We start from the raw sequence: 25,748 nt of genomic DNA on the forward strand, positions 1-25,748 counted from the left end.
AGGGGTGACGGGCCGCGCCGAGCGGCCCGCGGACCAGGAGGAGAGAACGATGCGCACCACCCGCAGCACCGCCGCCCTCGTCGCCGCTCCCGCGCTCGCGCTGGCGGTCCCGGTCGCCCTGGCCGCCGCCCCGGCGAGCGCCGCCACGCAGGGCGGCAGCGCCACCGTCTCGGTGCTGCACGCCGTCCCGGGCCTGACCGTCGACGTGTGGGCGAACGGTTCGCCCCTGCTGCCGGGTTTCACCCCCGGCACCCTCACCGACCCGCAGCAGCTGCCCGCCGGCAGCTACGACCTGGCCGTCTACCCCGCCGGGGCGGACCCGGCCACGGCGCAGCCGGCGATCTCGGCGAACGACGTGGAGGTCCCGGCGGGGGCGAACGTCACCGTCGTGGCGCACCTTGACGCGAACGGCGCCCCGAAGCTGACCCCGTTCGTCAACAGCCCCGACGACCTGGCCGCCGGTGAGGCCGAGCTGACGGTGCGCCACGTCGCGGCCGCCCCGGCCGTGGACGTGCGCGCCGGCGGGACGCCCGTGCTGAGGGGGCTGACGAACCCGGGCGAGGCGAGCGCGACGGTCCCGGCCGGGACGGTGAGCGCCGACGTGGTCCTGGCCGGCACCGACCAGGTGGCGCTCGGCCCGGCCGACGTGGACCTGGCCGAGGGGGCCGAGACGATCGTGTACGCGTGGGGTTCGGCGGCCGACGCGAACCTCGCCCTGGCCACGCAGGTCGTGCGGGGCGGCGGGCAGTCCCCGACGGGTGTGCCCGCCGGGGACGGCGGGGGCGCCGGCGCGGGCTGGGCGCCGTGGGTCGCGGCCGTCGGGGGCGTGGCCCTGGTCGGTGCCGGGGCCAGCGCGCTGATGGCCCGTCGCGCCCGTGCGGCGGCCTGAGCGCGCCGCGCGCCGCTGGAACCTGCTCGCCGCGGGCCTGGCCGTGGCCGGGACCTGCCTGGGTGCCGGGTGGTGGGCCGCGCGCCCGGCACCGGGTTTCGGGCAGCTGCCGGCCGCGGCGCCCGCGGCGGTGACGGTCGCGCCCACTCCCTCGGCGACCCCCTCGGCGGCTCCCCCGGTGGCGGCTCCGGTGGTGGGGCGGCGGCTCGCCACCCCGACCGTCGCGCCGCGGCCACCGGCGCCGGTGCGCCTGGAGGTCCCCTCCCTGGGGGTCGACGCCGAGGTGGTGCCCGTCGGGGTCCGCGGGGACGGGGCCATGGAGGTTCCCGACGACCCGCGGCGGGTCGGCTGGTACCGGTGGGGGCCGGTCCCCGGGGCGGCGGGGAACTCCGTGCTGGCCGGTCACGTCGACACCCGCAGCGCCGGGGACGGGGCGCTGGCCGACCTCGCCGCCGTCGAACCGGGGGCGCTCGTGCGCGTCACGGGCGCCGACGGCGCCACCCGGGAGTTCCGCGTCACCGCCCGCGTGGCGGTCGACAAGGAGGAGCTCCCGCTGGCCGACGTGTTCGCCCGCCAGGGGCCGGCGCGCCTGGTCCTCGTCACGTGCGGCGGGCCGTTCGACCGGGCGGCCAGCCGGTACGAGCAGAACGTCGTCGTGACCGCTGAGTGAGTCCGGTGGTGGGTGCTGGTGGTCCTGCGGGTGGAGGGTTTCGACGGGGGTTCCCGGGGCCCGGTGCCGCCGGGGTTCCCCGGGAACGGGTCCGGCGCTCCGGCGGTGGTGTTGCGCCGCAACGCCTCCGCAGGTCCGGTCGGGGTGCGGCCGGCCCGCTCCGGTGGCGCGGCGGGACCCGCCCCCTACGGTGGTGCCGTGTCCCCAGGGCTCCCGTCGCCGGCCGGGGCCGGCCGGTCGCCCGACGGGGCCGGACCGGCCTCCTGGGACGACGCGGCCGTCGGGCGCGCGGTGCGCGCCGGCGACGAGCGCGGGCTGCGCGAGGCCTACGAGCGCTTCGGCCCCCTCGTCCACGGCCTGGCCCGCCGCCGCCTGGACGAGCAGGACGCCCAGGACGTGGTGCAGGCGGTGTTCGTCTCGGCCTGGCGCTCGCGCGAGCGCTTCGACCCGCAGCGGTCCACGTTCGCGGCGTGGCTGGTCGGCATCACCCGCCACCGCCTCGCCGACGCCCTGGCCCAGCGGTACCGCCCCGAGGTGGTCACCGAACCGGGCCAGCTGCAGGGCGGGGACGCCGCGGTGCTGGGCGAACCGGTCCCGCAGGACGCCGCGACCGACCGGGTCGTGCTGCTCGCCGAGGTCGACGAGCTCGGCGAGCCGCAGCGGACCGTCGTGCGGCTGGCGTTCTTCGCCGACATGACGCACGAGCAGGTCGCGGCCGCCACGGGACTGCCGCTGGGTACGGTGAAGAGCCACCTGCGACGGTCCCTGCGCCGGCTGCGCACACGCCTGGAGGAGGACGGTGCCCGTGACTGAGCCCACCGCCGCCGGGCCCCCCACCGGGCACCTGGACGAGGACGACGCGGTGCTGGCCGCGCTGGGCGACCCGCTGGCCCCGGCGGCCGAGCAGCACCTGGCGGGCTGCGCCCGCTGCCGCGAGGAGGTCGCCGGCTGGGCCCGGCTGACCGCTGCCCGCGGCGCCGAGGACGTCGAGCGGCAGGCCCCGCCCGCCGGCACGTGGGCGCGGATCGCCGCCGAGGTGGGGTTCACCGACCCCGGGACCGCCCCCGCCCCCGCCCCCGCGCCCGCTCCCGCCCCCGCGCTCGCGGTCGTCCCCGACCCCGCGCCCGCCGGGCCGGCCGCGCGGCGCGCCCGCCCGCGCCGCACCCCGCTGCTGCGGCGCTGGCCGCTGGCGGCCGCGGCGGTGCTCGGGCTGGCCGTGGGGGTGGGCGCGACCCGCTGGGCGGACGCGCCGGACCCGGCGCCGCAGGCCGTGCGGCCCGTGGTGGTGTCCTCGACGACGCTGCGCCCGCTCACCGCGGGCGACGCCGCCGCGAGTGGCACCGCGCAGGTCACCGACGAGGACGGGGCCGTGCACCTGCACCTGGCGCTGCGCGGGGTGGCGTCCCCGCGCGACGGTTACCTGGAGGCGTGGCTGCTCGACGCCGACGGCGGGCTGGTCTCGCTGGGGGCGCTGGCCGGGGACGAGGTGACGGTGGCCCTGCCCGGCGACGTCGACCTGACCCGCTTCGACGTCGTCGACGTCTCGCGCGAGCCGCTGGACGGGGACCCGGCCCACTCCGCCGACAGCGTCCTGCGCGGCACCCTGTCGGCGGCCTGAGGCGCCCGCGCGCCCACCGGCGACGGGTGGGCGGTGGGAGGGGGTGCCGGCCGCCCCGCGCGCGGGCGTACAGTTGTTGCGAATCGTTCCCATCGTCAGGAAGCTGTCGCATGCCGTCGCGCCGTTCGTGCCTCGCCCTGGTCACCGCCCTGTCCGCCACCCTCGCCCTGGGCGCCTGCGGCGACGGCGACAGCGCCGCCACCCCCGGCGGGGCCGGCGCGTCCAGCGGGTCCGGCACCCTCAGCGTCGTCGCCTCGACGAACGTCTACGGCTCGATCGCGCGCTCGATCGCCGGTGACGCCGCGACCGTCACCTCGATCATCGACGACCCCAGCGCCGACCCGCACAGCTACGAGGCGAACACCCGCACCCAGCTGGAGCTGTCCCGGGCGACCGTCGTCATCGAGAACGGCGGCGGCTACGACGACTTCGTCGACACCATGCTCGACGCCGCGGGCTCGGACCCGACCGTCCTGAACGCCGTCGACGTCTCCGGCCTGCAGGGCCCCGAGGGCAGCGAGTTCAACGAGCACGTCTGGTACGACACCGCGACGGTCCGCAAGGTCGCCCAGCAGCTCGAGCAGGCCCTCGCCGAGGCCGCCCCGGACGACGCCGCCACCTTCGCGGCCAACCTGGAGACCTTCGAGGCGGGCCTGGACACCCTCGACCAGAGGATCGAGGCCGCCAGGGCCACCACCCAGGGCCTGCCCGTCGCGATCACCGAACCCGTCCCGGGGTACCTCCTGGAGGCGCTCGGCACGACGGACGCGACCCCCGAGGAGTTCTCCGAGGCCGTCGAGGAGGAGACCGACGTCCCCGTCGACGTCCTCCAGCAGACCCTGGCGCTGTTCACCGACCACCGGGTCCGCGCGCTGGTGTACAACGAGCAGACCACCAGCGCGCAGACGGAGCAGGTGCTGCAGGCGGCCCGGGACAACGGCATCCCCCAGGTGCCGGTGACCGAGACGCTCCCCGAGGGCGAGGACTACACGACGTGGATGACCGGGAACGTCGACGCGATCGCGACGGCGCTGCGGGGATGACGCCCGCCCTGCGGCTGGCGGGCGCGTCGCTGGCCTACGGCGAGCGCCGCCTGTGGTCCGGCCTCGACCTCGACGTCGCCCCCGGTGAGTTCATCGCCGTCCTCGGCGCCAACGGGGCCGGCAAGTCCAGCCTGCTCAAGGTCGCCCTGGGTCAGCAGCCCCTCGAACGCGGCAGCGTCGAGGTCGCCGGCCGGCCCGCCCGGCGCGGCGACCGGCGCATCGGCTACGTCCCGCAGCAGAAGGGCCTGGACCGCGACACCCCGCTGCGCGCCCGCGACCTCGTGCGCCTGGGCCTCGACGGCCACCGGTGGGGACCGCTGCTGCCCTCCCGCGCCGCGCGCGCCCGGGTCGACCGCGTCCTGGCCGCCGTCGGCGCCACCGACTACGCCGACGCCCCCGTCGGGCGGCTGTCCGGCGGCGAGCAGCAGCGGCTGCGCGTGGCGCAGAGCATCGTCGGCGACCCCGCCCTGGTGCTGGCCGACGAACCCCTGCTGTCCCTGGACCTCCACCACGCCGCCGCCGTCAGCGCCCTGCTCCACGAGTCCCGGCTGCGCACCGGCGCCGCGGTCGTCTTCGTCACCCACGACGTCAACCCCGTGCTGCCCTACGCCGACCGCGTGCTCTACCTGGCCGGCGGGCGCTTCCGGGTCGGCACCCCCGAGGCCGTCATGAACTCCGCGACGCTCACCGAGCTCTACGGCTCGCCCGTCGAGGTGCTGCGGTCCGGCGGCCGCCTCCTCGTCGCCGGCGGCGCCGCCCCCAGCGACCACCCGCACGCGCACGACCACGAAGAGGCCTCGTGACCATCGCCTGGGAGAAGGTCTTCGACTTCTCCGACTACTCCGCCCTGCTCGCCCTCGTCCACAACTCCCTGTACGCCGGGGCGCTGCTCGGGCTCGTCGGCGGGCTCGTGGGCGTGTTCATCGTCGCGCGCGACCTGCCCTTCGCCGTCCACGGCATCGCCGAGCTCAGCTTCGCCGGGGCCGCGTTCGCGCTGCTCGTCGGCGTGAACGTCGTCCTCGGGTCCCTCGTGGGGTCGGTGCTCGCGGCGGTCCTGTTCGGCGTCCTGGGCAACCGCGCGCGCGAGCACAACTCCGCCATCGGCGTCCTCATGCCCTTCGGCCTGGGCCTGGGGGTGCTCTTCCTCGCCCTGTACTCCGGCCGCGCGGCCAACAAGTTCGGCCTGCTCACCGGGCAGATCGTCGCCGTGGACAACCCCCAGCTCATCTCCCTGGCGGTCCTGTCCACCGTCGTGCTGGTGGCGCTGCTGGTGGTGTGGCGGCCGCTGCTGTTCGCCTCCCTGGACCCCGAGGTGGCCGCCGCGCGCGGCGTCCCCGTCCGCCTGCTGTCGCCGGTGTTCATGCTCGTGCTGGGGCTGGCGGTGGCGATGAGCGTGCAGATCGTCGGGGCGCTGCTCGTCCTGGCTCTGCTCGTGACCCCCGCGGCCGCGGCGACCCGGGTCAGCTCCTCCCCGTTCGTGGTGCCGCTGCTGTCGACGGCGTTCGCGCTGACGTCGATGATCGGCGGGATGCTGCTGGCGCTGGGTTCCTCCGTGCCGATCAGCCCGTACGTCACGACGGTGTCGTTCACGATCTACCTGGTGTGCCGGGTCGTCGCGCGGGTGCGCCGTCCCCCGGCCCGGCCCGGGGCGCCGCGGGCCGTCGTCGCCGAGGTCGTCTGACCTCAGCGGGAGAGCCCGGCCAGGACGCGTTCGGCCCGGCTGCCGCCCGCCGCGTGGTAGGTGACGACGACCTGCCCCGGCGAGCTGGCGACCTCCAGCGCCTCCCACCCGACGGTCACCGTCTCCCGGCCCCCGTCCGCGAGCGGGACGGCGATGCGCTTGGTCCCCGCGGACTTCGCCCGGACGCCGTGCTGGGCCCACAGCCGCGCGAACTCGGCGCTCTTGAGCGAGAGCTCCCCCACGAGCCGGGTCAGCCGCGGGTCGTCGAGGTACCGCACCGCCGCTCCGCGGGTGGACCCGACGGCCTCGGCCGCGAGCTCGGCCCAGTCGGGGTAGAGGGCGCGGGACCCGGGGTCGAGGAACAGGTGCCGCAGCACGTTGCCCGGCATCCGCCCGTGCAGCCGGTGGGCGGCCTCGTTCGCGGCGAGGACGTCCGTGAACCGGCCCAGGACGAAGGCCGGGGCCGGGGCCCGCTCGACGAAGGCGGCGATGGTCGGGCTGCAGACCTCGGGACCGGCGCCGCGGGCGGGCAGCGCGTTCCCGGCGAGGGAGGCCAGGTAGTCGCGCGACTCCGCGTCCAGCCCCAGCACCCGCGCCAGCGCGTCGAGCACCGGCGGGGACGGGTGGCGGTCCCGGCCGCGTTCGAGGCGGACGTAGTACTCGGCGCTGACGCCCGCGAGCATCGCGACCTCCTCGCGGCGCAGCCCGGGGACCCGCCGGCGCGGACCGTCGGGCAGCCCCACCTCGGCCGGCCGGACGAGTTCGCGCCGGGCCCGGAGGAACTCGCCCAGCAGGTTCTCGCTCACGCCCCCACGGTAGGACGGCTGCGCGGTCCGTGGGGTGCCCCCGCGACTACCCCTCTCCGCACGGTCTGGAACGGGATCGGGAGCGCGCCGAACCTCGGGGCATGACCACCGACCTGACCCGAGACCTGACCCACCGCACCGCCGTCGTCACCGGAGCCTCCGGCGGCATCGGCGAGGCCACCGCCCGCCGCCTGGCCGCCGCCGGGGCCCGCGTCGCCGTCCTGGGCCGGCGCGAGGCCGAGCTCGACCGCGTCGCCGGCGAGATCGGCGGCCTGGCCGTCGTCGCCGACGTCACCGCCGGGCCGGAGCACCTGGCCGACGTCGCCGCCCGGGTCCGCGACGGGCTGGGCCGGCCCGACCTCGTCGTGGCGAACGCGGGCGTCATGCTCGGGGCGCCGTTCGCCACGGCCGCGCACCGCGAACTGTCCGCGATGGTCGCCACCAACGTCACCGGGCTGATCGACACCGCGCACGCCTTCGTCGACGACCTGCTCGCCGCCGACGGTCCGGCCGACCTGGTGCTCATCGGGTCGATCGCCTCGACGAACTCCTGGCCGGGGTACGCGACCTACTCGGCGACCAAGGCCGCCGTGGCCGCGCTGGGGAGGGGGCTGCGCGTCGAACTCGGCCCGCGCGGGGTCCGGGTCCGCACCCTCGAACCGGGCATGACGGCCAGCGACCTCGGCCGCGGCATGCTGGACGAGGAGGCCCGTGAACGGCTGGCCGGGTTCCGCGAAGCGGTCCCCTCGATCCCCGCCTCCGACGTGGCCGAGGCCGTGGCGTGGGCCGCGGCGCTGCCGGCGCGGGTGAACGTCGCCGAGCTCGTGGTGCTGCCGACCGTGCAGGGGTAGGGGCCGGGCCGGCGGGTAGCCTGCGCGCATGCCGCACCTGTTGCACCTGGACTCCTCCGCCGACCTCGCGACGTCGCGGTCGCGGGCCATCACCGCCGCCTTCGCAGAGGCCTGGAGGAGCCGGGGGGACGACTTCACCGTCACCCACCGCGACCTGCACCGCGACCCGCTGCCGCACTTCACGACGAACGAGCAGCACTGGCCCGCCGCGGACCGCCTGCCCGGTGCGCAGGTCCCCGCCGAGCAGGACGCGCTGACCGCTCAGATCCACGCCGAACTGCTCGCCGCGGACGTCGTCGTCGTGGGGGCGCCGCTGTACAACTACACGGTCCCCTCCACCCTGAAGGTGTGGATCGACCACGTCCACATCCCCGGCGCCCTCGCCGGTGAGGGTTCCCAGCCGCTGAAGGGCCGCCACGCCGTCGTCGTCAGTTCCCGCGGCGCCACCTACGACGCGGGCAGCCCGACCGAGGACTGGGACCACGGGGTCCCGGTGCTGCGGATCGTGCTGGGGAACTCCCTGGGGATGCAGGTCCACGTCGTGCAGACCAGCGCGACCCTCGCCGACCGGCTGCCGGACCTGGCCGAGCTGAAGGACCGCGGCGCCGCCGAGTTCGAGGCCGCGAAGACCGCCGCGCGGGAGCTGGCCCGGACCCTCTGAGGGACCAGGGGGTCAGGGCAGGATGGCGTCCACGTACCCGCCGTCCACCCGGACGGCGGCCCCCGTCGTCGCCGACGCCAGCGGGGAGGCGAGGTAGCAGACCATGTTCGCGATCTCCTCGGGCTCGATGAGCCGCTGGAGCAGCGACTGGGGGCGGAACCGCGTCATGAACTCGCGCTGCGCCTCCTCCCACGGGCCGTCGCCCACGAGTTCGCGCACGAAGTCCTCGACCCCGCCGGTGTGCGTCGGGCCGGCCAGGACGGAGTTCACGGTGACGCCCGTCCCCGCGGCGGCCTTGGCGAAACCCCGGTGCACGCCGAGCAGCGCGGTCTTGGAGACGCCGTAGTGGATCATCTCGGCGGGGGTGACGACGGCGGAGTCGCTGGACGTGTAGAGGACCCGCCCCCACCCGTTCGCCGTCATGCCCGGCAGGTAGTGGCGGGTGAGCCGCACCGCGGTGAGGACGTTCGTCTCGAAGTACCGGCGCCACTCGTCGTCGCTGATCTGGAGGGGGTCGGCCGAGCCGAAGATCCCCAGGTTGTTCACGAGGACGTCGACGTGGGGGACGGCCGCCACGAGGTCGGCGTGCCCGGCGTCCGTCGTGACGTCCCCCGCGACGGCCCGCACGTCCCCGTCGACCGTGGCGGCCGCGGCCTCCAGCCGTCCGCGGTCCCGCCCCGTGATCACCACGGACGCCCCGCACCCGGCCAGGCCCCGGGCGATGGCCAGGCCGATGCCGGAGCTGGACCCGGTGACGAGGGCGGTCTTCCCGGTGAGGTCGATGCGCACGGGCCCTTCCTACCGGCCCGTACGCGGTTCAGCACCCGCAGGTCGCGGCGTTCCGGGGGGAACCGGTCAGGGGGACGGTCCCCGGGTACCGCCACGCTCGACGACCGCGCCCCTGGAGCCCGTGCACGCTCAGCACAGGTCGGTGCGCACCGGGCCGAGGACGGCGGAGCGGATCCACCCGTAGCTTGCCGACCGGGAACCCGACGAGGAGGCGACGGTGGACGGACTGACCCCGACCGAGGTGCAGGACATCGAGCGCGCGAACGGATCCGGCCGGCAGGTCGTGGTGTTCGTGCACGGGTTGTGGCTGCTCTCCAGCAGCTGGGACCGCTGGCGGTCCCTGTTCGAGGACGCCGGGTACGCGACGATCGCGCCCGGCTGGCCCGACGACCCCGCCAGCGTCACCGAGGCGCGCCAGAACCCCGACGTCTTCGCCCGCAAGATGGTCGGGCAGGTCACCGACCACTACCTCGAGGCGATCGCGCGGCTGCGCACCCGCCCGGCGGTGGTGGGGCACTCCTTCGGCGGCCTGATCGCCCAGCGGATCGCCGGGACGGGGGCGTCCGCGGCGACCGTGGCCATCGACCCCGCCCCGTTCCGCGGCGTGCTGCCGCTGCCGGTGTCCTCGCTGCGTTCCGCGGCGGCGGTCCTGGGCAACCCGGCCAACGTCGGGCGCGCGGTCGCCCTCACCTTCGAGCAGTTCCGCTACGGCTGGGCCAACGCCCTGTCCGAGGAGGAGGCGCGTGAGCTGTACGAGGAGTTCCACGTCGCCGCCTCCGGCGTCCCCCTGTTCCAGGCGGCTGCGGCGAACCTCAACCCCTTCACCGAGGTGAAGGTCGACGTGCACCACCCCGAGCGCGGGCCGCTGCTGCTCGTCTCCGGCGCGGAGGACACCACGGTGCCCTGGGCGATCACCCACGCCAGCTACGTCCGCCAGAAGCGCAACCCGGGCCTCACCGAGATCGTCGAGATCCCCGGGCGGGGCCACTCCCTGACCATCGACTCCGGCTGGCGCGAGGTCGCCCGGACCGCCCTGGGCTTCATCGGCACCCACGCTCCCGCGGCGAGCGGGAACACCGTCCCCGAGGCCGGCGGGACGCACCGGTGAGCACGGCCCGCTGAACGCAGCCCGCCGGGTCGGCCCGGGATCCGTGCACGCCCGTCCCAGGGGTGTGCGCAGCGGCCCTGGAAACGGTCCGGGCCCGCACCTACGCTGTCCCGCACCAGAGCCCGGGCGCCGCGCCGGCCCCCGAGGCAGCTCCGCCGAGGCGCTCGGCGGCCGCGCGGAAGGACCTGCGATGGACACGTCCGATCACCGGGACCGGGCCGGCACCCGCGACGACGGCGCAGGCAGCGACCGGGGGGACGCGGGTGGCGTGCTGGACACCCGCTCCCTCGCACCGCGCGAGCGTCCCGACGTGGTGCGCGAGGCGGTGTGGAGCCGGGTCGTCCAGGTGGAGCTCGAGCACCACGAGCCGCCGGAGCGCATGCAGGTGCTGCTCACGCTCAGCCGGCTCCGCACGGTCGGGGTGTGCTCGGTGCGCGCCACGGGCACCACGGTGCACCGCACCCCCCCGCCTGACGCGCGACGACTCCGAGCCGGCGGTGTTCCTGGGGCTGCAGGTCACGGGGTCCAGCCTGGTCGTCCAGCACGGCCGCGAGGCCGTCCTGCGCCCGGGGGAGTTCGCCGTGTACGACACCTCCAGCCCCTACACCCTGGTCCACCGGGACGGCATCGACCAGCACTTCTTCCGCATCCCCCGCAGCGCGCTGGTGATGTCCCCCGCCGCGCTGCGGGGCGTCACCGCGGTGACCGTGGGGGCCGGCAACCCGGTCGCCGGCCTCGCCGCCGGCTACCTGAGGGGTCTGGCCGGCGACGACGACCTGCGCAGCGACCCGCGGGCCGGCGCGGTGGAGGAGGCCACGGTGTCGCTGGTGAAGGCCGCTCTCATGACGCACCTGGCCGACGGCGGGGCCGACGGCGGGGCCGGCCGCGAGGCCCTCCACGAGAGCCTGGAGGCCCGCATCACCGCCTACCTGCGGGCGCACCTCACCGAGCCCGACCTGTCGGCGGAACGCATCGCCGCCGCCCACCACATCTCCACCCGCTACCTCTACGTCATCCTCGCCCGCTGCGGCATCACCCTGGGGGACTGGCTGCGCGGCCGACGCCTGAGCGGGTGCCGCGACGCCCTGGCGGACCCGGGCCTGCACGCCGTGCCCATCAGCGCCCTCGCGCGCCGCTGGGGGTTCACCGACCCAGGGCACTTCAGCAGGTGCTTCCGCGAGGCCTACGGCTGCACACCGACGCAGTGGCGTCAGCAGCACGCCTCGCCCCGACGGGTGGACGGCCGCTGACCGTCGACGCCCGGGCCGCCCTGCGCGACCGGCCCGGGTTCGCGACGTTCGAGGCGGTCACGGCGTGGCTCGGCGCCCTCGTGCCGGTCAGGCGCCGGACGCGGCGGGGAACGCCCCGGCGGCCGACATGTGCAGGGTGTAGGGGTTGCCGAGGTGGCCGTACCGGGCCACGACCCGGTCGATGAGCTCCGCCGCGCTGTCGCTGGCGGCCACGGCCTCGTCGTAGTCGACGAGGTACCGGCGCGTCTGGTCCAGGACGCGGGCCGCGTCCTCGTCGGGGGCGCCGGGGTCGCGGTGGCCCGTCACGACGCGCCGGGCGCCGAGCCGCTCCAGGGCGTCGAGGGCCGCGAGCCACTCGCGCCGCCCGGCGGCGTCCGCGGTGGCCAGGTACGGGTGGATGCCGTCGTAGGCGACGTCCCCGCTGAGGACGAGGTCGGCGTCGGGCACGTGCACGACGGTCGTGGGGGTCGTGTCGCTGCGCCCGACGTCCACGACGTGCAGCGGCCGGCCCTCGACCTGCAGCTCACCGTCGAAGGGTTCGGGCGCGACCAGCTCGGCCGGCAGCTGGCCGGGGAAGATGCTCTCCCACACCGCCCGGCCGCCCGGGGCGGCCTGCCGCACGGCCTCGGGGGCGACCTGCGGCAGGCAGACCAGGTCCGCGCCGGGGAAGGCGGCCAGGGTGGCGCCCAGCCCCAGGAAGTGGTCGCCGTGGCCGTGGGTCACGTAGACGCGCGTGAGCCGCTTGCCGCTGCGCACGACCCAGTCGGTCAGCGCGAGCGACTCCGCCTCGGTGACCAGACCGTCGACGAGGACCGCCTCGCGCTCGCCGCTGACCAGGGTGCAGGTCGTGGCGGGCCAGGTGGCCGGCTGGGCCCGGTCCCAGCTCGGCAGGGGGTCGCGCACGGTCTTGTACGGGCTGGTGTGGAAGGTCGCGCCGAGCCCGGTGGAGGCGCCGGTCGGGGAGGTCGTCATGGGCCCCGACGCTAGGGAGACCGGCGCGCGCCACGCATCGGTCGAACTACTGCTCGCGCCGGACGGCGCGGGCGGTCACACCCGCCCGGCGAGGGCGGCGGCCAGGTGCGAGCGCCGGCTCACCTGCAGCTTGGCGAAGGCGTGGTGCAGGTGCGAACCGACCGTCCGGTGCGAGAGGTAGACCTGGTCCGCGATCTCCCGGTTGGACAGACCCTGCGCCGCCAGCACGGCCACCATGAGCTCCTGCGCGGTCAGCGACCGGACCGCGAGGTCGCGCGGCGGCCCCTCGGACGCACCGGCGTCGTCCGTCCCGCCGGCGGCCCGCAGTTCCTGGCGGGCCCGGTCCGCCAGGGGGATGACGAGGAGCTCGTCGAAGACGCGCAGGGCGGCGACGAGCTGGTCGCGGGCCTCGGTGATCCTGCGCTGACGGCGCAACCACTCGCCGTAGTGCAGCCGGGTGCGGGCCACGTCGAAGCCGGTCCCGGCGCGGCGGCCGTGCTCCAGGGCGGCCCGGAAGTGCTGCTCGGCCGCGTCGTCACCGGCCAGCAGCGCGCGCGAGCGCTCCAGGAGCAGCCCCAGGTGGGCCGAACCGCTGACCTGCACGGCGTCGGACGCGGTGCGGAGCCAGTCGTGGACGGCGTCGAGCCGGCCGGTGCGGACAGCCGCCTCGGCCAGGTCGCCGCCGGCCCACAGGGCGACGGGGGCGTTGACGGCCGCCCCGGCCAGCTCGCGCAGCGCGTCCGCGTGCCGCCCGTCGTTGAGGGCCACCACCCCGGCCGCCCACGCGGCGCTCGCCGCCACCCGCGCGAACGGCACGGCCGCCGGGAGGGCCTCCGCCTGCCGCAGGGCCTCCAGGGCCCGGTCCCGTTCACCGCCCCACGCGCGCGCCCTGGCCACGACGGCGGCGGCCATGGCCGCCACGACGGGCAGGTCCAGCTCGCGGCTGAGGCGCAGGGCCTGCTCGGCGTCGGCCAGCCCGCCCGCCAGGTCACCCGCCGTGACCCGGGGCGTGGCCCGGCCGCACAGGGCGATGGTCTCGTCACCGGTGCGCCCGGAGCCGTGGAAGACGTCGACGGCGCTGCTCCAGCACGTCTCGGCGACCACCAGGTCGCCCGCGTCCTCGGCCGAGAACGCCAGGCAGTTCAGCAGGACACCGTCCACGTCCTGCGCCTCGGTGCGGAACCGCTCGAACGTCGCGACGTCCAGGGGGGCGCCGGGGTCGACGAGGGCCAGCCCGATCCGGCGCAGGCTGCTGCCGGGGTCCTCCCCGGCCAGGGCGGAACGCACCGCGGCCCGGACGTCCCCGGGCTCCTGCAGGACGTAGCACTTCGTCGCGGCCCAGACGAGGACCTCGGCCCGGTCGACGCGCTCCGGCAGGTCGCGGGCCAGGTCCACCAGGTCGAGGGTGCTGCGTCCCCGGTGGTCCGCCGTCATGCTCAGCAGCCAGTCCGTGCGGGCCGACCGGCGGACGACCTCGAACTGGGTCGGGTCGACGACCGCGCGCACCTGCGTGAGCAGTGCCGCCGCGTCCACCGACGCACCCGCCTGCCGCGCTGCCTCGGCGGCCGAGGCGAGCAGCCGCGCGCGGTCCTGCGGTCGCGGGGTCAGTGCACTGGCGCGCCGCCACAAGGTGGACGCCTCCGCCGTCGCCCCCTGCCGGAAGACGAGGTCGGCGACGTCGGCGAGCTCGGCGGCGACCCCCGTGTCCCAGCCCGTCACGGCGGCGGCGCGGTGCCGGACGCGGCGCGCCGGGGAGGGCACGGCCTGCGCCAGGGCGGTGTGGACCTGCGAACGCTCGGCCGAACCCGCCGCGTCGTACAGGGCCGAGCCGACCAGGGGGTGGCGCAGGAGGAACCGGTCGCCCTCGGAGCCCAGCAGCCCCGCCCGCTCGGCCGGTGCGAGGTCACCCGCCCCCAGCCCCAGCAGGCCCAGGGCGGTCAGGACCTCCGGCTGGGAGGCGTCCTGCCCCGCGGCGACGACGAGCAGGGCCCGGCGGGTGCCGGCCGGCAGCCCGTGGACCTCGCTCAGGAACGTCTGCTCCAGGCGCCGGCTCATGGAGATGCGGTGCCCGCCGTCGGCGTCCCGACCCGTGCGGACCCACTGGGTGGCCAGCTCGGTGAGCGCGAGCGGGTTGCCCAGGGACTCCTCCAGCACGCGCGCGCGGACCCGGGCCGGCAGGTCCGGGGCGCGTGAGGACAGCAGCGCCCCGGCGTCACCCGGTGGCAGGGGTTCCAGCCGCACGACGTGCGGGAAGGCGCGGGCCGGGGACGGGCGGGACGGGTCGGGACGGGTGGTGGCCAGCACCAGGGCCCGGGTACCGCCCAGCCGCTGCGGCAGCGAGACGAGGGTCTCGGTGCTGGAGGGGTCCACCCAGTGCAGGTCCTCCAGGACGAGCGCCAGCGGCTCGTCCTGGGCCGCCTCCTCGAGCAGACCCGTGGTGGCCAGGCTCAGGACCAGCCGGTCCACCGAACCGCCGGCCGCGCGCCCGAAGATCACCTCCAGGGCCTGGCGCTGACGGGCGGGGAGGGCGTCGACGCGGTCCAGGACGGGGTGCAGCAGTTCGTGCAGCCCCGCGAAGCCGGTGTCCTCGCCGCCGCGGAACCCCCGGCACCGCAGCACCCGGAAACCCGCCGCCGCGGCCTCGGCGGCGAGCGCGGAGACCAGCGCGGTCTTGCCCAGGCCGGCCTCACCCACCACGAGCGCACCCGAACCCCGGCCGGCGGCGGCCTGGCCGAGCAGGCCGCGCAGGAGCGCGAGCTCGTCGAGGCGTCCCACGAGGACGGCGGCCGGGTCGTGCGGGCCGGTGGGCGTCGTCATCTGCGGTGCGTCGTGCTCCCGTTCAGCGGTCCCGGCGCCCCCGTCGGGACGACTCCTCGGTGCCGCCGTCCGTCAGCCTAGCGAGCGGCGGGCGGGCCCGGGAGCGCGAACGTGAGTCATCCTCCTGATGCCCGGGACCGGCGGCGGCCGGGAGGGTCGGTGGTGCGCCCGGGTGACCGGGCCCCGCCGATCCGACCCGCCGTCCCGAGGAGCCCACGTGTCCGAGCAGACCCCCACCGTCGTGCTGGTGCACGGCGCCTTCGCCGAGTCCGCGAGCTGGGCGGGTGTCGTCGAGCGGCTGCGCGCCCGCGACGTCGACGTGCTGGCCGTGGCGAACCCGCTGCGCGACCTGGAGGGCGACGCGCGCTACGTCCGCGACGTCGTCGCCTCCCTCACCGGGCCCGTCGTCCTGGTCGGTCACTCCTACGGCGGGGCGGTCATCACCGCGGCGGCCGCCGACCTGCCGTCCGTCGTGGGTCTGGTCTACGTCGCCGGTTTCGCCCCGCGGGCCGGGGAGTCGGCGCTGGAACTCTCGAGCCGGTTCCCGGGCAGCACCCTCGGTGAGACGTTGCAGACCTACCCCGTCTCCTCCGGCGGGGTGGAGTTCCGCATCGCGCCGGACGCCTTCCACCACCAGTTCGCCGCGGACGTCCCGGCCCCGGAGGCGACCGTGATGGCCCTGACCCAGCGGCCCGTCACCGAGGCCGCGCTCAGCGCCCCGCTGCGGACCGCGACCGCCGCGTGGGAACGGGTCCCGTCGTGGTTCGTCTTCGGCGACCAGGACCTCAACATCCCCGTGGCGGCGCACCGCGCCATGGCCCAGCGCGCCGGCGCGGTGAGCGTGGAGGAGGTCGCCGGGGGCTCGCACGCCCTGGGCGTCTCCCAGCCCGACGTCGTGGCCGCGGTCATCGCCGAGGCGCTCGCCCCGGCCGGCCGGCCCACCGTCCCCGCCTGACCCCCGCCTGACCCCGTCCGATCCCCACCACCCGAGGAGTCCCGTCGTGACCGAGATCGAGATCGTGCTCGAACCCGCCGCCCAGGCGTTCGTCGAAGCCAACTCCACCCCGCCGTTCCTGTACCAGCTCACCCCCGCCCAGGGCCGCGAGATCGCCACCACCCTGCAGGCCGGGTACCCGCACCTGCTGCCCGTCGACCAGGAGGACCTGGAGGTCCCCGGCGGCCCCACCGGTTCCGTCCCGGTCCGCATCACCCGCCCGCGGGGTGTGAGCGGCCCGCTGCCCGTCGTCGTCTACACCCACGGCCTCGGCTGGGTCTACGGCGGCAAGGACACCCACGACCGCCTCGTGCGCGAGATCGCCGTCGGCACCGGCGCGGCCGTCGTCTTCACCGACTACGCCCTGTCCCCCGAGGCGAAGTACCCCGTCGCGATCGAGCAGGTGTTCACCGTCGCGCAGTGGGTCGCGAAGGAGGGCGCCGAGCACGGCCTGGACCCCACCCGCGTCGCCGCCGCCGGGGACTCCGTGGGCGGGAACATGACCGCCGTGCTGGCCCTCATGGCCAAGGAGCGCGGCGGGGTCCCCCTGCTGGCGCAGGTGATGTTCTACCCCGTCACCGACGCCGAGTTCGACACCCCCAGCTCCCACGAGTTCGCCACCGGGTACTTCCTGCACCGCGAGGGCATGCAGTGGTTCTGGGACCAGTACACGACCGACCCCGCCCAGCGCGCCGAACCGTACGCCTCCCCGCTGCGGGCCAGCCTGGAGCAACTCACCGGCCTGCCGCCGGCCCTCGTGATCGTCGGGCAGGCCGACGTCCTGCGCGACGAGGGCGAGGCGTACGCGAACAAGCTGCGCCGGGCCGGGGTCCCCGTCACCGCCACCCGGTACCAGGGGATCGTCCACGACTTCGTCGGGCTGAACCCGCTGCGCGCGACGGGCGCGGCCGAGGGCGCGATCGCCCAGGCCGTCGACTTCCTGCGGCGGGCGCTGTCCACCTCCGCCTCCTGACCCGACCCGCCCCGCGGGCCCCGCACCGGGGCCCGCGGGGCCCTGCCCGAAGGGACCGGCACCGTGACCGCGACCGACCCGCTCACCCCCGCACCCCCACCCGCACCGGCGGTGGCACCGCCGGTCCCCACCCGGGTCCGCCTGACCCCCAACCTCTTCGGCACCTCCTTCGGGCTCGCCGGGCTCGCGGCCACCTGGACCGCCGCGGCGGCCGCCACCGGCCTGCCGACCTGGCCCGCGACGACGTCGTGGGTGGCCGCCGCGCTCGTGCACGTCGTCGTCGCCGTCGCCTACCTCACCGACGCGCTGCGCCACCGGCGGCTGGCGTCCGACGTGGCCGACCCCACCCTGGGGCCCTTCACGGCGCTGGGGTTCGTGCCCGTGGTGCTGCTCGGCGCGTGGCTGTTCGGCTACCAGCGCGGCGCCGGGCAGGTCGTCGTGGTCGTCGGCGTGGCCGGGACCGTGCTGCTCGGCGCGCACCTCACCGGCGGCTGGATCACCTCCCCCGGACCGCTGCAGCGCTGGCACCCCGGGTACTTCCTGCCCAGCGTCGCCGGGGGCCTGGTCGCCGCGCAGTCGCTGGCGAAGGTGGGCTGGCACGACGCCGGTCTCGTCGCGTTCGGCTACGGCGCGGTGTCCTGGCTGGTGCTGGGCTCGATCCTGCTCGTGCGCCTCATGACCCAGCCCACGCTCCCGGCGCCGCTGCTGCCGACGATGGCCATCGAGGTCGCCCCGGCGGTGGTGGCGAGCAACGCCTGGTTCACGCTGAACGGGGGTCGCTCCGACACCGTCGTCGTCCTGCTCGCCGGGTACGCGGTGTTCATGGCCCTGGTGCAGGTGAGGCTGGTCCCGCTCTACCTGCGGTCCACGTTCGGCCCGGGGTTCTGGTCCTTCAGCTTCTCCTACGCCGCGCTCGCCACCACGGCCGTCACCTGGCTGCACCTGACGGCACCGGCGGGGTGGACCGCGTGGGTCGTCGCGGTGCTGACGGTCCTGACCCTCGGCTACGCGGCGCTGGTCGCCCGCACCGTCCTCGCCCTGGCCCGCGGCACGTACTTCGCGCGGGTGGCCGCCGGCTGAACCCCGGACCCGCCGTCACCCGGCCGACGGGCCGAGGAGGTCCAGGTCGGCCAGCGCGGCCCGCAGCCGCGCGCGGCTGGTGATCCCCAGCTTGGGGAACAGCTTGTACAGGTGCGCCCCCACCGTGCGGTGGGACAGGTACAGCTGGTCGGCGATCTCCTTGTTGCTCATCCCCTGCGCGGCCAGCCGGGCGATCTGCAGCTCCTGGGCCGTCAGCGGGGCACCGGAACCCGGCCGCACGTCCCCCACCCGCACGGCCCCACCGGCCGCGCGCAGTTCCTGGGCCGCCCGTTCGGCGAGCGAGCGGGCCCCGCGGCGCTCGAACCCGCCCACCGCGGCGGCCAGCACGGGGCGGGCGTCGACGGGACGCTGCTCGCGGCGCAGCCACTCCCCGTACGCCAACTGCGTCCGTGCCAGCTCCACGGGCGCCTCGGCGCGCTCGGCGGCCGCCAGGGCCGCCACGAAGTGCTCCTCGGCGGCCGGGTCCAGCAGGAGGGCGCGGGCCCGGTGGACCAGGAGCCGCAGGTGGTCGGAGCCGAACAGCTCGGCGGCGGGCGCGACCCGTTCGAGGACGTCCAGGGCCTGCGCCGGGGCCCCCGCGCCCGCAGCGGCCTCCGCCAGGTCCGCGACCGACCACGCCGCGAACAGCGGGTAGGTGCCGACGTCGAGCAGCTCGGCCAGCGCGTCCTCGAAGCGGCGCTCCTGCAGGGCGATGAGCCCGGCCGCCCACGAAGCGCCCGCGGGCACCTGCGGCACGGCGTCGACGGCACCGACCGCCCGGACCCGGCCCAGCGCCTCGGCCGCCTCACCCGGCCGTCCCGTCAGCGCCAGGGCACGGGCCGCGGTCGCGCTCGCCGACGCGGCCACCATCGCCATCCCGACGTCCACCGCCGTGCGGTGGGCGTTCTCCGCGTCCTGCAGCGCCTCCGCCAGCTGCCCGCGGACCAGCCGCACGGACGCCAGGCCGTTGAGGGCCTGCCCCTCGTCGCCCGGGGAACCGGCGCGGTGGAAGGCCTCGGCGGCCCGGCTCCACGCGGCCTGCGCGACCGGGAGGTCCTGCAACCGCTCCGCGGCCTGCCCGAGGGCCAGCAGCATGTACGGCTCGTCGGCGAACGTGGCGAGCAGTCGCGGCAGCCCGTCCCGCACCCGCGGGTGGGCGAGCGGGTCGGCGACCGCGAGCGCCACCTGCTGCAGCGGGTGGGGGAACCCGGCGTCGAGCGCCGCGAGCCGGTCGTGCACGGCGCGGCGCCACGTCGCGTCCGTGGCCTGGTTGGCGGCGTGGAAGGCGGCGTTGGCCAGGACGACCACGCGCTGAGCGGGATCGGTGGTCCGGTCGGCGGCGAGCTCGTCGTCCAGCTGCAGGGCCTCCTGGACGAACCGCCCGGTGTCGTGGGGCGCCTCACCGGCCGCGATGCCGAGCATCGAACGCAGGTAGGCCACCTGGAAGCGTTCCTGCGGTGCGCTGACGAGGGCGGCCGCGGCGTCCAGGGTGGCGGCGGCCTCGACGGTCGCCCCGGCCTGGCGCAGGTACTGCGCGGCGCTGAGCAGACGGGTGGCCCGCTGGGAGGGGTCGGGCGTGAGCTCGGCGGCCCGCCGCAGGGCCGCGGCCGCCTCGCTGCGGGCGCCCCGCTCGGCGGCCAGGGTCCCGGCCGCCTCGAGCTCGGCGGCGACCGCCTCGTCCCGGTCGGGCACGGCGGCGGCGCGGTGCCAGGCGGCCCGCCCCGGGTCGCGGCTGGCCGCGGCCAGGGCCTGGTGCACCCGGAAGCGCTCCGCGGACGAGGCCGCGCCGTGGACGGCCGAGCGCACCAGCGGGTGGCGCAGCTGCGCGCGCTCACCGGTGGTGGTGACCAGCCCCTCCCGTCCGAGGCGGTCCAGGTCCTGCGGGTCCAGGCCCAGCGCGGCGGCGGCGTCGAGCAGCTCGGCGACCAGGAGGTCCTCCCCCGCCGCGGCCAGCAGGAGCATCGTCCGGCTGGAGGCCGGCAGGGGCGCGAGGGCGTCGAGGAAGGCCCGCTCCAGGCGACGGGTCGTGGGCAGGGGGCCGCTGGTCAGGGGTGTGCCGCCGCTGAGCGCGGCGGCGAACTCGCGCAGCGCCAGCGGGTTGCCGTGCGCCTCGTCCAGGACCCGGCGGCGGGCCGTGGCGCCGAGGTCGGGCTCCAGGGGGTGCAGGGAGTCCAGCAGGCGCTGCGCGTCGTCGTCGTCGAGCGGCCCCAGGGGCAGCACCTCGGCCACCTCCTCCAGGGCCGACGCCGACGCCGACGCGGTGGCGTCCCGGCGGGCCGTGGCCACCAGCAGCACCGGTGCACCGCCCAGACGGCGGGCGACGAAGGCGACGACCCCCGCGGTGGAGGCGTCCAGCCAGTGCGCGTCCTCCACCTGCAGCAGGACCGGTCGCTGCGCGGCGGCCTCCTCCAGCAGGCCCAGGACGGCGAGGCCGATGAGGAGCCGGTCCGGCGAGGGGCCGACCTGCAGGCCGAGGGCGGTCAGCAGCGCGGAGCGCTGGCGCGGGGGCAGGGCGTCGACCTGGTCCAGGACGGGGTGCAGCAGCTCGTGCAGGCCGGTGAAGCCGGTGGCGGCCTCGCTCTCGAACCCCTGGCAGCGCAGGACGAGGAACCCGGCGTCCTGCGCGGTGCGCGCGACGGCCGTCGCGAGGGTGGTCTTGCCGATGCCGGCCTCCCCCTCGACCAGCACGGCGCCGCCGCGTCCCCCGCCGGCCCGCAGGGCGGTGAGGAGCTGGTCGAAGCGGGCCAGCTCCCGCTCGCGGCCGATCACCCTGGCTGTCCTCCCCCCGGCGCCCGTCGTGGGCGGGCTGTCGCAGGGACGATAGTGCGCGCCGGTGACGGCAGGGGCCGGCGGTCGGGTCCGGTCGGTGCGGTGCCGGGGGCGGTGCGGTGCCCGGGTCAGCGGGTCACGCCAGCGCTCCCGGTCGTGGCACCGCGGCGGCGAGCGCGCCGGCCTGCACGGGCAGCACCGGCATCACGGGCAGCACGGGCAGGCCGTGGGCGGGGGCGCTGGCTGCGGCGGGCGGGCCGAGCCGGGCGGCCAGGACGGTCACGTCGTCCTCCACCTCCGCGGCCACACCCGCCAGCAGCCGGTCCACGAGCGCCTGCGGAGCCAGTCCCCTGCCCCGGGCCAGGTCGGCGCCCAGTTTCTCCAGCCCGGTGACGACGTCCTGCGTGCGGGTCTCCAGCACCCCGTCGGTGACCAGGACCAGGGTCGAGCCGGCGGGGACCTCGCGCTCGTGGTCGCGGCGCACGGCCTGCGCGTCCACCCCCACCGGCAGCTCGGGGACGCTGCGCAACGGCTCCACCGCGCCGTCCGGCAGCAGCACCAGCGGCGGGGGGTGCCCGGCGTTCGACCAGCGCAGGCGGTAGCAGCCCGAGGGGGCCGGCGTCGCCTCCAGGACCACCGCGGTGGCCCCGGCGGGCAGGGCCAGGCGCTCCACGGCGCAGTCCAGGCGGGTCAGGGCGTGCGCCGGGGAGGGCCGGTCGAGCACGTGGCTGGCCAGGACCGCGCGCAGCGAGGCGGCCGTGGCGGCGACCGCCGGGCCGTGACCGGTGACGTCGCCGACGATGAGGACGGTCGAACCGCCCTCGCCGGCGAAGGCGTCGTACCAGTCCCCGCCGACCTCCTCACCGGCGTGCGGGCCCGGTCCCCCGGCCAGCCCGGCGGCCAGGCGACGGCCGGCGAGCTGCACGTGGGGCGTGGAGACCAGCCGCTCGGGGACCACCGCCTGCAGCGAGCGCAGCAGCGAGCTCCCCCGCGCGGCGGCCAGGACGCGTTCCAGCGCCTGGGCGCAGGTCGCGGCGAACTCCTCCAGCGTGCGGCGCACGGCCGGCGGCAGGTCCTGCTCGGTGTCCCAGCCGAGGACGAGGAAGCCGACGACCCGCCCGGACGCCGTCAGCGGCAGGTCCACCAGCGCCCGCAGACCCGCCGAGCGGACGACCCCCTGGACGAGGGGGCAGCGGGTCTCGAAGGTGGCGAGGGTCTCGTGGAAGTCCCCCCGCCCCCGCCGCGCGGGGGCCAGGGACGGCGACTCGTGGGGCAGGGACGCCGTCCGCCAGCCGTGGGCGTCGACGTCGAGACCGCCCCCGCGCACCGACCAGTGCCGCAGCACCCCCGGGCGCGGGCCGCGCAGCACGACGCTGACCAGCGTGGGGTCGAAGTCGGTGACCAGCTGCCGGGCGGCCGCCGCCGCGACCTCGTCGGCGCTGGCGGCGACCACGGCGACGTCCGCGAAGCGGGCCGACAGCGCGACGGGGGCGGGCGCGGGCGGGACGTCCGGGGACGGTCCCGCGGCGGGCCGCGCGCCCACGGCCCCCACCGGCACCGGCACGGGCTCCGGCACGGGCGCGGATTCCGGCGGCGCAGCGGCCGGGGTGGGCTCGTCGACACCCGCGGGGTGGGCGCGCGGACCGGCGATGGCGTCGCGCAGCTGGGTCCGGTGCGTGATGCCGAGCTTGGGGAAGGCCTTGTACAGGTGCGCGGCGATGGTGCGGTGGGACAGGTAGACCTTGTCCGCGATCTCCTTGTTGGTCAGGCCGCTGGCCGCCAGGCGGGCGATCTGCAGCTCCTGCGCCGTCAGCAGCGCGGCCGGGTCCTCGCCGCCGTCGCCGACCGCGACCGCGGGCACGACCCCGGCGGCGCGCAGCTCGGCCCCGGCCCGCCGGGCCAGGGACCGGGCCCCGGCGGCCTCGAAGCCGGTCAGCGCGGCCGCGAGCAGCTCGCGGGCGTCGACGATGCGCCGCTGCCGGCGCAGCCACTCCCCGTGCAGCAACCGGGTGCGGGCCAGCTCCAGCGGGCAGGACCCGTCCGCACCCGCCCGGCCGGCCGCCTCGAAGGCGGCCTGCGCGCCGTCGGCGTCGCCGTCGTGGGCGTGCAGCAGCGCGCGGGCCCGGTGCACCAGCGCCTGCAGGTGGTGGGCCTGCAGGGACTGCGCCTCGCGCTCGGCCGCGGCCGCGGCGGCCCGGGCGGCGGCGAGCACCTCGGGCCGTCCGGTGCGCACGGCCGCCTCGACCAGGTCGCCCAGGGCCAGGGCGGCGGTGGGCGGGTGCACCCCGACGCCCTGCAGCTGGGTCCAGGCGTCCTCGGGACGCTGCTCGGCGAGGGCGACGAGACCGGCCGCCCAGCGCCGCGAGGCGACGGTGATGGCGAACGGGCGGGGACCGGTCAGCCCGGCCGACCGCGCGCACGCGGCCAGGGCCTGCGGGTGCTCCCCGCGCCAGGCGTGCGCCCGGGCCAGCAGGGCCTCGGCGTAGCCGGCCATGAGCAGCTGCTCGGAGTCCACCGCGATCCGCAGGCTCAGCTGCAGGTCCGCCACGGCCCCCTCCACCTGGCCGGTGGCCAGGCGCAGGGACCCGCGCCCGGCCAGGGCGTGCGCCTCGTCGGCGACGGCACCGGTGTCGTGGGCGGTGCGCACCGCCAGGTCCCACAGCTCGTGCGCCCCCTCCAGGTCGTGGACGGCCTCGGCGACGTGGGCGACGTGGGCCACGCCGTCGGACTGGCGCTGGGCGGCGTGCGCGGCCAGGACCGGGAAGCGGCCCTGGACCCGGGCGCCGTGGCGGTGCGGGTCCAGGGCCGCCAGGGCCACGTCCAGCAGCGGGTGACCGGGGGCCACGGGCAGGGCACCGAGCGCCGCGGCGACCAGCCCCCGCACGCGCTCGTCCACCCCGAACCCCGAGGCCTGCACCGCCGCGCGGAACAGCAGGGACAGCCGCTGCTCGACGGCACCGTCGCCGTCGGGGCCGGCGAGGCGCTCGCAGACCGCCACGAGCCCGCGGACCAGGTCGGCGGGTTCACGGCCGTCGCCGGTGTGGACCACCGACAGCACGCTGGAGGTCAGGGCGAGGCGGCACACGACCGCGGGGTCCTCGGCGAGGGGTACGGCGGTCCGCACCACGCGGGCCGCCTCGGCGACCAGCCCGGACCGGCGGGCGACCTCGCCCGCGGCGGCGAGCCGGCGGACGCGCGCGGGCACCTCGGGGGACAGCTCCGCGGCCCGCTCCATGGCCGCGAACGCCTCCTCGGGCGCGCCGCGGCGCACCGCCTGGTGGGCGGTCGCCTCCAGGGCAGCCGCGACGTCCTCGTCGGCGGCGTGGGTGCCGGCCGCCCGGTGCCACACGGCCCGGCCGGGGTCGGCGGCCACCCCGGCCAGGGCCCGGTGGGCGGCCGCGCGCTCCGGCAGGCTCGCGCCGCCGTACACGGCCGAGCGCACCAGGGGGTGGCGGAAGCGGACCTGGCCCTGGGCCACGCCGACGAGGTCGGCGTGCTCGGCGGGGTCGAGGTCGGCGACGGCGCGCTCCGGCGCGCCGGAGGCGCGGACCAGCCGGGTCAGGGGCATCTCACCGCCCTCGGCGGCGACGAGCAGCAGGAGCCGGCGGGTGGCCGCGGGCAGCCGGTCGACGTCCGCGAGGAAGGCCTGCTCCAGCCGCTGGGTGGTCGGCAGGCTCTGCCCGGGCGGGAGCACGTGGCCGGCGGCGGCCAGGGCGCTGCCCAGTTCCCGCAGCGCCAGCGGGTTGCCGCGAGCCTCCTCCAGCACACGGGCGCGGGCGGCGGGCCGCAGCCCCGTGACGGCCGCGTCCAGCAGGGTGGCCGCCGCGGCGGGGGCCAGCGGCTGCAGCTCCAGGTGCTCCCAGGGCGCGGCCCGCCACCGCGGGGAGGTCCCGCCGCTGGTGCGCACGGTGGCGACGAGCAGCACCGGGGAGGTCGTCAGCCGCCGGGCGGCGAAGGACACGACGTCGGCGCTGGCCGCGTCGAGCCACTGCAGGTCCTCGACGACCACGAGCAGGGGGGCCGACGCGGCGGCCTCCTCGAGCAGTCCCAGCGCGGCCAGGCCGATGAGCAGCCGGTCCGGGGCGGGACCGTCCTCGTGGCCGAACGCGGTCAGCAGCGCCGAGCGTTGTCGCGGCGGCAGCGCGTCGACGTCCGGCAGCAGGGGGTGCAGGAGCTCGTGCAGCCCCGTGAGGCCCCCGGCGGTGTCGGCGTCCAGCCCTGTGCAGCGCAGCACCCGGGTCCGGGGGCCGGCGGCGCGCACGAGCGCCGAGACGAGGGTGGTCTTGCCGATGCCCGCCTCGCCCTCCACGACCACCGCCACGCCGTGGTCGCGGGACGCCGTGAGCCGCCGGCGCAGGTGCGCCAGTTCGGCGTCGCGCCCCACGACGCCCGTACCGGCGGGGGCCGCGTCCCCGTCCACCCCAGCGACCCCGTCCCCCGGCACCTGCTCGGGTGGCGGCACGGGGAGCACCACCGCGGGCCCGGCGGCGGGGTCGGCGGCGGGCCCGGCCACCCGTCCCCGCCCGCGGGGACGCGCGGTGGTCCCGACCCGGGTCCGGTCGTCGGTGGTGGTCATGTTCCTCCTCGGCTCGACCGTGATCGTGGTCTGGCCGGGGCCGGCCGTCACCGGTCGGATGACTCAACTTCGCCGGGCCGACGCGCACCGGCGGCGGGGCGGGAGCGCGCAGCCGGTGGCTCGTCCGGTGACGTGCTCGCGCCCTCCCGGCCCGCGTTCCCGGGCGGCAGGTGCGCCTCCCGCGGGTGGGTGCGGCCCGGA

The 25,748-nt window shown here is 77.4% G+C and carries 20 protein-coding genes; 14 read left to right on the top strand and 6 right to left on the bottom strand.

Annotation, left to right across the window (positions count from 1 at the left end):
* The first annotated feature begins 49 nt into the window (after positions 1 to 49).
* From BJ968_RS09945 to BJ968_RS09975, 7 genes are all read left to right on the top strand, one after another.
* Positions 50 to 889: a DUF4397 domain-containing protein gene (locus tag BJ968_RS09945; RefSeq protein WP_179751393.1), complete on the top strand. Its 840-nt coding sequence runs from the start codon at positions 50 to 52 to the stop codon at positions 887 to 889.
* Complete coding sequence (locus tag BJ968_RS26540) at positions 876 to 1,559, top strand: sortase domain-containing protein (protein WP_179751395.1); 684 nt, start codon at positions 876 to 878, stop codon at positions 1,557 to 1,559. Before BJ968_RS09945 ends, BJ968_RS26540 begins: the two co-directional genes overlap by 14 nt.
* A 198-nt stretch (positions 1,560 to 1,757) precedes the next feature.
* The gene (locus BJ968_RS09955; RefSeq protein ID WP_179751397.1) at positions 1,758 to 2,372 is read left to right on the top strand and encodes a sigma-70 family RNA polymerase sigma factor; all 615 of its coding nucleotides are present in this window, start codon (positions 1,758 to 1,760) and stop codon (positions 2,370 to 2,372) included.
* Positions 2,365 to 3,177 carry an anti-sigma factor domain-containing protein gene (locus tag BJ968_RS09960; protein WP_179751399.1) on the top strand — a complete coding sequence of 271 codons (813 nt, stop codon included), beginning with the start codon at positions 2,365 to 2,367 and terminating at the stop codon, positions 3,175 to 3,177. Before BJ968_RS09955 ends, BJ968_RS09960 begins: the two co-directional genes overlap by 8 nt.
* Before the next feature lie 110 nt (positions 3,178 to 3,287).
* A complete protein-coding gene (locus BJ968_RS09965) occupies positions 3,288 to 4,220 on the top strand; it encodes a metal ABC transporter solute-binding protein, Zn/Mn family (protein WP_179751401.1) in 933 nt (310 codons plus the stop codon).
* Entirely contained in the window at positions 4,217 to 5,023 is an 807-nt protein-coding gene (locus BJ968_RS09970; RefSeq protein WP_179751403.1) for a metal ABC transporter ATP-binding protein, read from the top strand. Before BJ968_RS09965 ends, BJ968_RS09970 begins: the two co-directional genes overlap by 4 nt.
* The gene (locus BJ968_RS09975; protein ID WP_179751405.1) at positions 5,020 to 5,901 is read left to right on the top strand and encodes a metal ABC transporter permease; all 882 of its coding nucleotides are present in this window, start codon (positions 5,020 to 5,022) and stop codon (positions 5,899 to 5,901) included. The genes BJ968_RS09970 and BJ968_RS09975 overlap by 4 nt, the downstream gene beginning before the upstream one ends.
* A gap of 2 nt (positions 5,902 to 5,903) precedes the next feature.
* On the opposite strand, the gene BJ968_RS09980 is transcribed toward BJ968_RS09975, so the two are convergent.
* Positions 5,904 to 6,707, bottom strand: a complete 804-nt coding sequence (locus tag BJ968_RS09980; protein WP_179751407.1) for an MmyB family transcriptional regulator — start codon at positions 6,705 to 6,707, stop codon at positions 5,904 to 5,906.
* A gap of 101 nt (positions 6,708 to 6,808) precedes the next feature.
* Between BJ968_RS09980 and BJ968_RS09985 the strand changes: the two genes are divergently transcribed.
* Both BJ968_RS09985 and BJ968_RS09990 read left to right on the top strand, forming a co-directional pair.
* Positions 6,809 to 7,558, top strand: a complete 750-nt coding sequence (locus BJ968_RS09985) for an SDR family oxidoreductase (RefSeq protein WP_179751409.1) — start codon at positions 6,809 to 6,811, stop codon at positions 7,556 to 7,558.
* 28 nt (positions 7,559 to 7,586) lie between these two features.
* A complete protein-coding gene (locus BJ968_RS09990) occupies positions 7,587 to 8,219 on the top strand; it encodes an FMN-dependent NADH-azoreductase (protein ID WP_179751411.1) in 633 nt (210 codons plus the stop codon).
* A gap of 12 nt (positions 8,220 to 8,231) precedes the next feature.
* Here BJ968_RS09990 and BJ968_RS09995 read toward each other — a convergent pair whose 3' ends face one another.
* Positions 8,232 to 9,008 carry an SDR family oxidoreductase gene (locus tag BJ968_RS09995; RefSeq protein ID WP_179751413.1) on the bottom strand — a complete coding sequence of 259 codons (777 nt, stop codon included), beginning with the start codon at positions 9,006 to 9,008 and terminating at the stop codon, positions 8,232 to 8,234.
* Between the two features lie 217 nt (positions 9,009 to 9,225).
* On the opposite strand from BJ968_RS09995, the gene BJ968_RS10000 reads away from it, so the two are divergent.
* Complete coding sequence (locus tag BJ968_RS10000; protein WP_179751415.1) at positions 9,226 to 10,116, top strand: alpha/beta fold hydrolase; 891 nt, start codon at positions 9,226 to 9,228, stop codon at positions 10,114 to 10,116.
* A 263-nt stretch (positions 10,117 to 10,379) separates the two neighbouring features.
* Positions 10,380 to 11,366 (top strand): helix-turn-helix domain-containing protein, encoded by a 987-nt coding sequence (locus tag BJ968_RS10005; RefSeq protein WP_218884969.1) that lies wholly within the window; start codon positions 10,380 to 10,382, stop codon positions 11,364 to 11,366.
* An 87-nt stretch (positions 11,367 to 11,453) separates the two neighbouring features.
* Here the strand turns inward: BJ968_RS10005 and BJ968_RS10010 are convergent, their stop codons facing one another.
* On the bottom strand, positions 11,454 to 12,338 hold the full coding sequence (locus BJ968_RS10010; RefSeq protein WP_179751417.1) for an MBL fold metallo-hydrolase: 885 nt from the start codon (positions 12,336 to 12,338) through the stop codon (positions 11,454 to 11,456).
* A gap of 75 nt (positions 12,339 to 12,413) precedes the next feature.
* Positions 12,414 to 15,155: an ATP-binding protein gene (locus tag BJ968_RS25615; protein WP_179751419.1), complete on the bottom strand. Its 2,742-nt coding sequence runs from the start codon at positions 15,153 to 15,155 to the stop codon at positions 12,414 to 12,416.
* Positions 15,156 to 15,372: 217 nt separating this feature from the next.
* On the opposite strand from BJ968_RS25615, the gene BJ968_RS10020 reads away from it, so the two are divergent.
* The 3 genes from BJ968_RS10020 to BJ968_RS10030 all read left to right on the top strand — a co-directional run bounded on the left by BJ968_RS10020 (position 15,373) and on the right by BJ968_RS10030 (position 18,202).
* The gene (locus tag BJ968_RS10020; protein ID WP_179751421.1) at positions 15,373 to 16,110 is read left to right on the top strand and encodes an alpha/beta fold hydrolase; all 738 of its coding nucleotides are present in this window, start codon (positions 15,373 to 15,375) and stop codon (positions 16,108 to 16,110) included.
* Positions 16,111 to 16,156: 46 nt separating this feature from the next.
* Positions 16,157 to 17,122: an alpha/beta hydrolase fold domain-containing protein gene (locus tag BJ968_RS10025; protein WP_179751423.1), complete on the top strand. Its 966-nt coding sequence runs from the start codon at positions 16,157 to 16,159 to the stop codon at positions 17,120 to 17,122.
* A 63-nt stretch (positions 17,123 to 17,185) separates the two neighbouring features.
* Positions 17,186 to 18,202, top strand: a complete 1,017-nt coding sequence (locus tag BJ968_RS10030) for an SLAC1 family transporter (protein ID WP_179751425.1) — start codon at positions 17,186 to 17,188, stop codon at positions 18,200 to 18,202.
* A gap of 15 nt (positions 18,203 to 18,217) precedes the next feature.
* Here BJ968_RS10030 and BJ968_RS25620 read toward each other — a convergent pair whose 3' ends face one another.
* Together BJ968_RS25620 and BJ968_RS10040 are read right to left on the bottom strand one after the other, a co-directional pair.
* Positions 18,218 to 20,971: an AAA family ATPase gene (locus tag BJ968_RS25620; RefSeq protein ID WP_179751427.1), complete on the bottom strand. Its 2,754-nt coding sequence runs from the start codon at positions 20,969 to 20,971 to the stop codon at positions 18,218 to 18,220.
* A gap of 136 nt (positions 20,972 to 21,107) precedes the next feature.
* Positions 21,108 to 25,547 (bottom strand): SpoIIE family protein phosphatase, encoded by a 4,440-nt coding sequence (locus BJ968_RS10040; protein ID WP_179751429.1) that lies wholly within the window; start codon positions 25,545 to 25,547, stop codon positions 21,108 to 21,110.
* Positions 25,548 to 25,748 lie beyond the last annotated feature (201 nt).

The organism is Kineococcus aurantiacus (assembly GCF_013409345.1).
GTDB classification, from domain to species: Bacteria; Actinomycetota; Actinomycetes; order Actinomycetales; family Kineococcaceae; genus Kineococcus; species Kineococcus aurantiacus.

Bases quoted from the DNA above. Each gene is read 5' to 3' on its own strand.
- BJ968_RS09945 (WP_179751393.1), top strand. From the start codon at position 50: ATGCGCACCACCCGCAGCACCGCCGCCCTCGTCGCCGCTCCCGCGCTC.
- BJ968_RS09965 (WP_179751401.1), top strand. From the start codon at position 3,288: ATGCCGTCGCGCCGTTCGTGCCTCGCCCTGGTCACCGCCCTGTCCGCC.
- BJ968_RS09970 (WP_179751403.1), top strand. From the start codon at position 4,217: ATGACGCCCGCCCTGCGGCTGGCGGGCGCGTCGCTGGCCTACGGCGAG.
- BJ968_RS09985 (WP_179751409.1), top strand. From the start codon at position 6,809: ATGACCACCGACCTGACCCGAGACCTGACCCACCGCACCGCCGTCGTC.
- BJ968_RS09990 (WP_179751411.1), top strand. From the start codon at position 7,587: ATGCCGCACCTGTTGCACCTGGACTCCTCCGCCGACCTCGCGACGTCG.
- BJ968_RS10010 (WP_179751417.1), bottom strand. From the start codon at position 12,338: ATGACGACCTCCCCGACCGGCGCCTCCACCGGGCTCGGCGCGACCTTC.
- BJ968_RS25615 (WP_179751419.1), bottom strand. From the start codon at position 15,155: ATGACGACGCCCACCGGCCCGCACGACCCGGCCGCCGTCCTCGTGGGA.
- BJ968_RS10040 (WP_179751429.1), bottom strand. From the start codon at position 25,547: ATGACCACCACCGACGACCGGACCCGGGTCGGGACCACCGCGCGTCCC.